The sequence below is a fragment of the Virgibacillus ndiopensis genome (assembly GCF_900187325.1).
GTDB lineage: Bacteria > Bacillota > Bacilli > Bacillales > Amphibacillaceae > Virgibacillus_E > Virgibacillus_E ndiopensis.
The window spans coordinates 1413188-1419464 of the sequence record NZ_FZMZ01000006.1 but is presented as its reverse complement, the minus strand read 5'-3'; the positions used below and the strand labels follow the sequence as shown (position 1 = coordinate 1419464).

5 protein-coding genes, 1 rRNA gene and 1 other annotated feature are annotated in these 6277 nt (G+C 35.7%); of the genes, 2 read left to right on the top strand and 4 right to left on the bottom strand.

The genetic code is table 11. From position 1 onward, the window contains the following. Together CS937_RS19165 and CS937_RS19160 are read right to left on the bottom strand one after the other, a co-directional pair. Positions 1–126, bottom strand: a 16S ribosomal RNA gene (locus CS937_RS19165); the annotation flags it as partial. A gap of 444 nt (positions 127–570) precedes the next feature. Further along, positions 571–879 (bottom strand): rhodanese-like domain-containing protein, encoded by a 309-nt coding sequence (locus CS937_RS19160; RefSeq protein WP_099160057.1) that lies wholly within the window; start codon positions 877–879, stop codon positions 571–573. Positions 880–994: 115 nt separating this feature from the next. Here CS937_RS19160 and CS937_RS19155 point away from each other — a divergent pair, with 115 nt between their 5' ends. Beyond that, positions 995–1765, top strand: a complete 771-nt coding sequence (locus tag CS937_RS19155) for an FG-GAP repeat domain-containing protein (RefSeq protein ID WP_099160056.1) — start codon at positions 995–997, stop codon at positions 1763–1765. 111 nt (positions 1766–1876) lie between these two features. Here CS937_RS19155 and leuS read toward each other — a convergent pair whose 3' ends face one another. Continuing rightward, a complete protein-coding gene (gene leuS, locus CS937_RS19150) occupies positions 1877–4291 on the bottom strand; it encodes a leucine--tRNA ligase (protein ID WP_099160055.1) in 2415 nt (804 codons plus the stop codon). A gap of 66 nt (positions 4292–4357) precedes the next feature. Continuing rightward, positions 4358–4572 (bottom strand) — a binding site (T-box leader). Between the two features lie 56 nt (positions 4573–4628). Then, complete coding sequence (locus CS937_RS19145) at positions 4629–5210, bottom strand: ATP-binding cassette domain-containing protein (RefSeq protein ID WP_099160054.1); 582 nt, start codon at positions 5208–5210, stop codon at positions 4629–4631. Positions 5211–5469: 259 nt separating this feature from the next. Between CS937_RS19145 and CS937_RS19140 the strand changes: the two genes are divergently transcribed. Further along, complete coding sequence (locus CS937_RS19140; protein WP_099160053.1) at positions 5470–6273, top strand: glutamine ABC transporter substrate-binding protein; 804 nt, start codon at positions 5470–5472, stop codon at positions 6271–6273. Positions 6274–6277: the final 4 nt, after the last annotated feature.

The window sequence follows — 6277 nt, the reverse complement described above, 5'->3', positions numbered from 1 at the left end:
CACCCGTCCGCCGCTCGTTCCACAAACTCACGCCCCGAAGGGCAGAGTTTGCTTCCCGCGCTCGACTTGCATGTATTAGGCACGCCGCCAGCGTTCGTCCTGAGCCAAGATCAAACTCTCCAAAAAAGTTTGAAATAAGATGACTTACGTCAATCTTATTATTAGTCTTAGCTAAATTGAAATCAGGGTTTAAAAGATACATAACAGATAAAATCTGTCGTTATCTTTTAACCTGTTTTATTCGAAAAACAGTTCATGTTTTTCTTGACATACTGGTTGTTTTGTTCAGTTTTCAAAGAGCAAATTGACAATTGCTTTTTCAAGGCAACTTGATTAGTATAACACCTTAAAACACCAATTGTCAAGGTCTTTCTTTAGAGAAGATTTTTCGCTTGTCTTTTCGACAGCATAAACATTATATCATTCTTGATAATCATTGTCAATCAAACAAAAATCATCAATGTTTTGGTCACTGTCTTTTTGAACAGCAAAATATATAATACTCTCAATTAGACAAAAAGTCAACACCTTTATTTAAATTGGTAACGTATTGATAGGAAGTAATACAACCTAAAATACAACCTCGCCATCCCAATTAAGCATACCACCAGTCATGTTAGTAACCTTATATCCATGTTCATCCATAAAAGCAGCTGCTTTCATACTTCTATTTCCAGATCTACATACAAGAACATAATGTTTATCTTTATCTAAATCATTAATAGTTTGTGGAATTTCACGTAACGGGATATGTTTGGCATCTTCAATCATTCCTTGGGCAACTTCATCATCTTCCCTTACATCAACGATGACTACATCTTTATCTTCTTCCACCAATTCTTGTAATTCCTCTGGGGAAATCTCATTAATATGATCCATATAATACATCCTTTCAATTCTTAACTTTCTAGTTTTTATCATACGGATTATACGAATATCTTGCAAGTAAATGACACATGATAACGTTAATTGAAAAACGATTGGAGTTTTTATCATGAAGTACCTAGTATCGTGCCTTTTGGTTCTATTAACATTACATCTGAATTTAACTTTTACTGTATTTGCAGAAGAAAAAGAAAACCCAGTTGAAAAGTTAATTGCAACATACAAAGAGGATGTTACTGGTGATGGTCTAAAAGAGGTAATCAATTTATACGGCGTTATATTTAGCAAAAATAGTAACTATCTCCATAACACATGGGCCACGATCAAGGGACCGGGGAAAATGCAATGGAAAATAACATACAAAGGCGGGTATGAACCAAAACTTCAATTTGTTGACATTGATCATGATGGAGTTAAAGATATTTTTTATCAAAGTGCAACTGGTGGAAGTGGTGGTCTTTACTACTATCATTTGCACACATTAAAGAAAGAAAACGTTAAGGAGCTCCCACTTCCTAAATCCAATTATATACATGGAGAATTTCAGAAAGAATTTAAAGCAGCATTATCAATCGAACCTTGGAATAATCCTATTATAATAGATGTAAAAGATCGTGCAGATGAATACATTCAACAGGGTATTTATGACAAAAACGGGAAACTAATAAAAAAAATAAGCTTAATGGTAGACCCAATTGCTTTTTTTGAACCAACTTTATTCAATAAGAGTAAAGGATACGGTTTAAAAAGCTACCAACAAATTAGTGGTGCCTATCATGCAGATCAACTAGGTTCAATCGAAAGCCTTTGGTATTTTGAAGACGGTAAATGGATCAAAATAAAAGCACAATGGATTCCATCAGGACAAAAAAATAGTTAAAAAGGATCTCTGCAGTAGAGATCCTTTTTTATAAAATATAATTTTGTAGGTACGTAAACAACGGTACCAATCACATCCTACCTAACAGGTTAATCCGTTAAACTGTTGCTCTTAATTCGCTACAATATTAACTAACTTACCAGGTACTACGATAACTTTTCTAACTGTTTTACCTTCCAGCCATTCTTGGATTTTATCATTTGCAAGTGCTTTCGCTTCAAGATCTTCTTTTGAAATATCTTTAGCAACGCTTATCTTCGAACGAACCTTGCCCATTACCTGTAGTACAATTTCCACTTCATCTTCCACTAGTTTCGTTTCATCATAACTTGGCCATGGCTCATAACTGATTGTATCCGAATGTCCTAGAACACTCCACAACTCTTCACTGACGTGTGGTGCTACAGGTGAGAGTAATTTCACAAAGCCTTCCACATATTCTTTAGGTAGTTCATCTGCTTTATATCCTTCATTTATAAATACCATCATTTGTGAAATTCCAGTATTAAAATGTAGATTCTCAAAATCCTCGGAAACTTTTTTCACTGTTTCGTTGTAGACTTTATCTAACGATGAATCTCCACTATCTTTAACTATTTTTTCAGTAAGTGTACCATCTTCATTAACAATCAGGCGCCAAACACGGTCTAGGAATCGTCGTGCCCCATCAAGTCCGTTTGTTGACCATGCAACCGCCGCATCTAATGGTCCCATAAACATTTCATATAAACGAAGAGTATCTGCACCGTGAGATCTAACGATGTCGTCTGGATTGACGACATTGCCTTTTGACTTACTCATTTTTTCGTTTCCTTCACCAAGAATCATTCCTTGGTTAAACAATTTCATAAACGGTTCTTTTGTAGGAACGACACCAATATCGTATAAAAATTTATGCCAGAAACGCGCATACAGTAGATGAAGTACTGCATGTTCGGCTCCACCAATGTAGACATCTACAGGTAACCATTCGTTTAGCGCTTCTGGATCAGCAAGTTTTTCCGTATTATCTGGATCGATATACCGCAAGAAATACCAACAGCTTCCTGCCCATTGTGGCATTGTGTTCGTCTCACGGCGTCCTTTCATTCCAGTTTTAGGATCAACCACATTCACCCAATCACTATTTGCTAGAGGTGATTCGCCCGTTCCAGAAGGCTTAATTTCAGTCATTTTTGGTAATTCAAGAGGAAGATCTTCTACAGGAACGGCGCTCATTGTTCCATCTTCCCAATGGATTACCGGAATCGGTTCACCCCAGTAACGTTGTCTTGAAAATAGCCAGTCACGCAAACGGTAAGTAACTTTTTTCGTACCTTTTCCATTTGTTTCAAGCCATTCAATCATTTTTGAAATTGCTTCATCTTTGTCCAAACCATTTAGAAAGCCAGAATTAACATGTTCCCCATCACCTGTATAGGCTTCCTGAGAAACATCGCCTCCCGCAACTACTTCAACAATAGGAAGCTCAAATTTACGTGCAAATTCAAAATCGCGTTCATCGTGAGCTGGTACAGCCATAATTGATCCTGTTCCGTAGGTGATCAATACATAATCAGCTATCCAAATTGGCATTCTTTCATTATTAACTGGATTAATAACATATGCCCCAGTAAAAACACCAGTCTTATCCTTAGCTAAATCTGTACGTTCAAGATCAGATTTTGTTTGTACTTCGTCTAGATATGCTTCTACCTCATTCTTTTGCTCATCAGTCACAATTTTTTTGACGATAGGATGTTCAGGTGCTAATACTGCATATGTTGCACCAAATAACGTATCGGGGCGTGTTGTAAAAACAGTAATTTCCTCATCATGACCGTCTACTGCAAACGTCACTTCCGCCCCCTCAGAACGGCCAATCCAATTGCGTTGCATATCTTTAATACTTTCAGTCCAATCTAATTCTTCTAGATCTTCAAGCAAACGATCAGCATATGCAGTAATTTTTAACATCCATTGTTTCATTGGTTTTCGAACAACAGGGTGTCCTCCACGTTCACTTTTTCCATCAATAACTTCCTCGTTTGCAAGTACTGTACCAAGTGCTGGGCACCAATTAACAGCTACTTCATCAATATAAGCAAGACCTTTTTCATATAATTTTGTAAAGATCCATTGTGTCCATTTGTAATAATTCGGATCAGTTGTGTTGATTTCCCTATCCCAATCATAGGAAAATCCTAGTTCCTGTATTTGACGTCGGAATGTATTAATATTTTGTTTCGTAAATTCAGCTGGACTATTTCCTGTATCAAGCGCATATTGTTCTGCTGGTAAACCAAACGCATCCCAACCCATTGGATGTAAAACTTCATAACCCTGCATCCGCTTCATTCGCGAAATAATATCTGTTGCCGTATAGCCTTCTGGATGCCCGACATGAAGTCCTGCACCTGAAGGATACGGGAACATGTCTAAAGCATATACCTTTTCTTTGTCGGAATATGTGTCTGTTTTAAACGTTTTATTATCTAACCAATACTGTTGCCATTTCTTTTCTATTGCTTGATGGTTAAAGCTCAATGTTTTTTCCTCCTTTTTCTTTTGCGGAAATTTTCAACAAAATAAAAAAAAGCCACTCATCCCTGGAAAAGGGACGAGAAGCTGTATCTCCCGCGGTACCACCCAAATTAACGCTTTTACTAGCGTTCACTTGTATCCTTAACGTGGATTTACGGCAAGAGCTACTCTGTTTCGCTCTTGCGACTTAAAGGTGAGTTCATAAATATTCGGGAACAGTTTTCACCAACCACTGTCTCGCTAAACCCGAAAAATTCATTACTAATCCTTTTCATTGTCGTTTTGTTATTATATCGAATTTTAATCAATGAAAATCGCTTTGTCAAGGCTGTTGGTCAAATCACGCATAAACACCTGTTGTATTATATATCTTTTCCATCCAATCAACCACATTTATTCCATAATCATCCCGGATATGATCGATCGATTTTTGAGCAATTACCATACCATGTTTTAATAACACTACTTCATCCAGGATTGGCTCAACTTCCCTTAATTCATGTGTTGTGATGATTAAAGTCTGGTTGCTTAAGTCAATGAACCTAATAATGCCTGTAATAATTGATTTTCGAACCATTGGATCCAAACCTGAAAAAGGTTCATCTACTACAACATATGGTGCATTACGTGAAAGTGTCACCATTATTTTAGCTCTACTTCTGTTTCCCTTTGACAAATATTTTAGTTTGGTTTTCTTGTTTAACTTCATAAATGCTGCAATATTAAATGCCTTTTCTATGTCAAAATCCGCAAATTGACTTTGATAAAAATTAATAAGTTCTTCAACTGTAAAATAAGGATAAAAATAATCAAGGTCAGTAAGATAAGCCAATTTCTCACTTATCCTCCTATTAACGGGTTTTGAGTCAATTAGAACCTGACCTTTTGTTGGACGTAATAATCCCGCTAACAATTTTAAAATCGTTGATTAAAGTTAAATAGTACACTATAACTAAAAGATTACAACGGAACAAAAACAAAATTATCGAAATTATTAATATTAACTAATAAATGAAAGTATTTCGGACCATTCTTAACGTACAACTCTTCTTAAGCATGTATTTCCACTTATACGCCTCCTGATCAGACTTTTCTAAAAAATTAATCTTTGATAGAGTGATTAGTATTAGTCATACTGTACTTTCATATGAAAAACTACTGAGAATAAGGGGGATAAAATAATGAAAAGAAAAAATCGAAAGTTCTTTAACGTAATTTTGCTTTCCATACTAATTTTAATCGGATTGACAGCCTGTGGTTCTAGTGATGAAGCAAATGGAAGTGATTCAAAGAATAGTGGTGATTTAAAAGATACTTATACAGTGGTAAGTGATACATCGTTTGTTCCATTTGAATTCAAAGAAGACGGTAAATATGTTGGATTTGACATTGAACTCATTAATGCAATTGCAGATGAAGCTGGTTTTGAAATTAATCTGGAAACAACCAATTTCGATGGGATTATTCCTGGATTACAAACTGGATCATTTGATATTGCTATTGCAGGTATAAGTATTACTGAAGAACGCGCTAAGAAGATTGACTACAGTGATCCTTATTATGAATCTGGTCTAAGAATCGGCGTAGCCGCTGATAATGAATCAATAAAAAGTATTGAAGATCTTGAAGGAAAAACAATTGCTACTCGACTAGGTTCAACTAGTGCTACTTATATCGAAGAAAATATTGAAGGAGCAAAAGCTAATCCATATGAACAGCTTGATCAAGCTTATTTAGCTGTTGAAAACGGTAGCGCAGATGCAATTTTATACGATGCACCAAATGTTGCTTACTATATTAAAACAAAAGGTAAAGATAGCTTAAAAATGGTTGGAGATTTATACCAGGCTGAAGACTATGGAATTGCAATTTCAAAAGGAAATGAAAAACTAGTCAAAGCAATAAATGAAGCATTGGCTACACTCAAAGAGAATGGTAAATATGATGAAATATATGAAAAATGGTTCGGCAAAAAGTCTGAATAAGAAA

What these genes read in the sequence shown, in the direction of transcription:
- CS937_RS19155 (WP_099160056.1), top strand. Translation starts at nt 995, where the DNA reads ATGAAGTACCTAGTATCGTGCCTTTTGGTTCTATTAACATTACATCTG.
- CS937_RS19160 (WP_099160057.1), bottom strand. Translation starts at nt 879, where the DNA reads ATGGATCATATTAATGAGATTTCCCCAGAGGAATTACAAGAATTGGTG.
- CS937_RS19140 (WP_099160053.1), top strand. Translation starts at nt 5,470, where the DNA reads ATGAAAAGAAAAAATCGAAAGTTCTTTAACGTAATTTTGCTTTCCATA.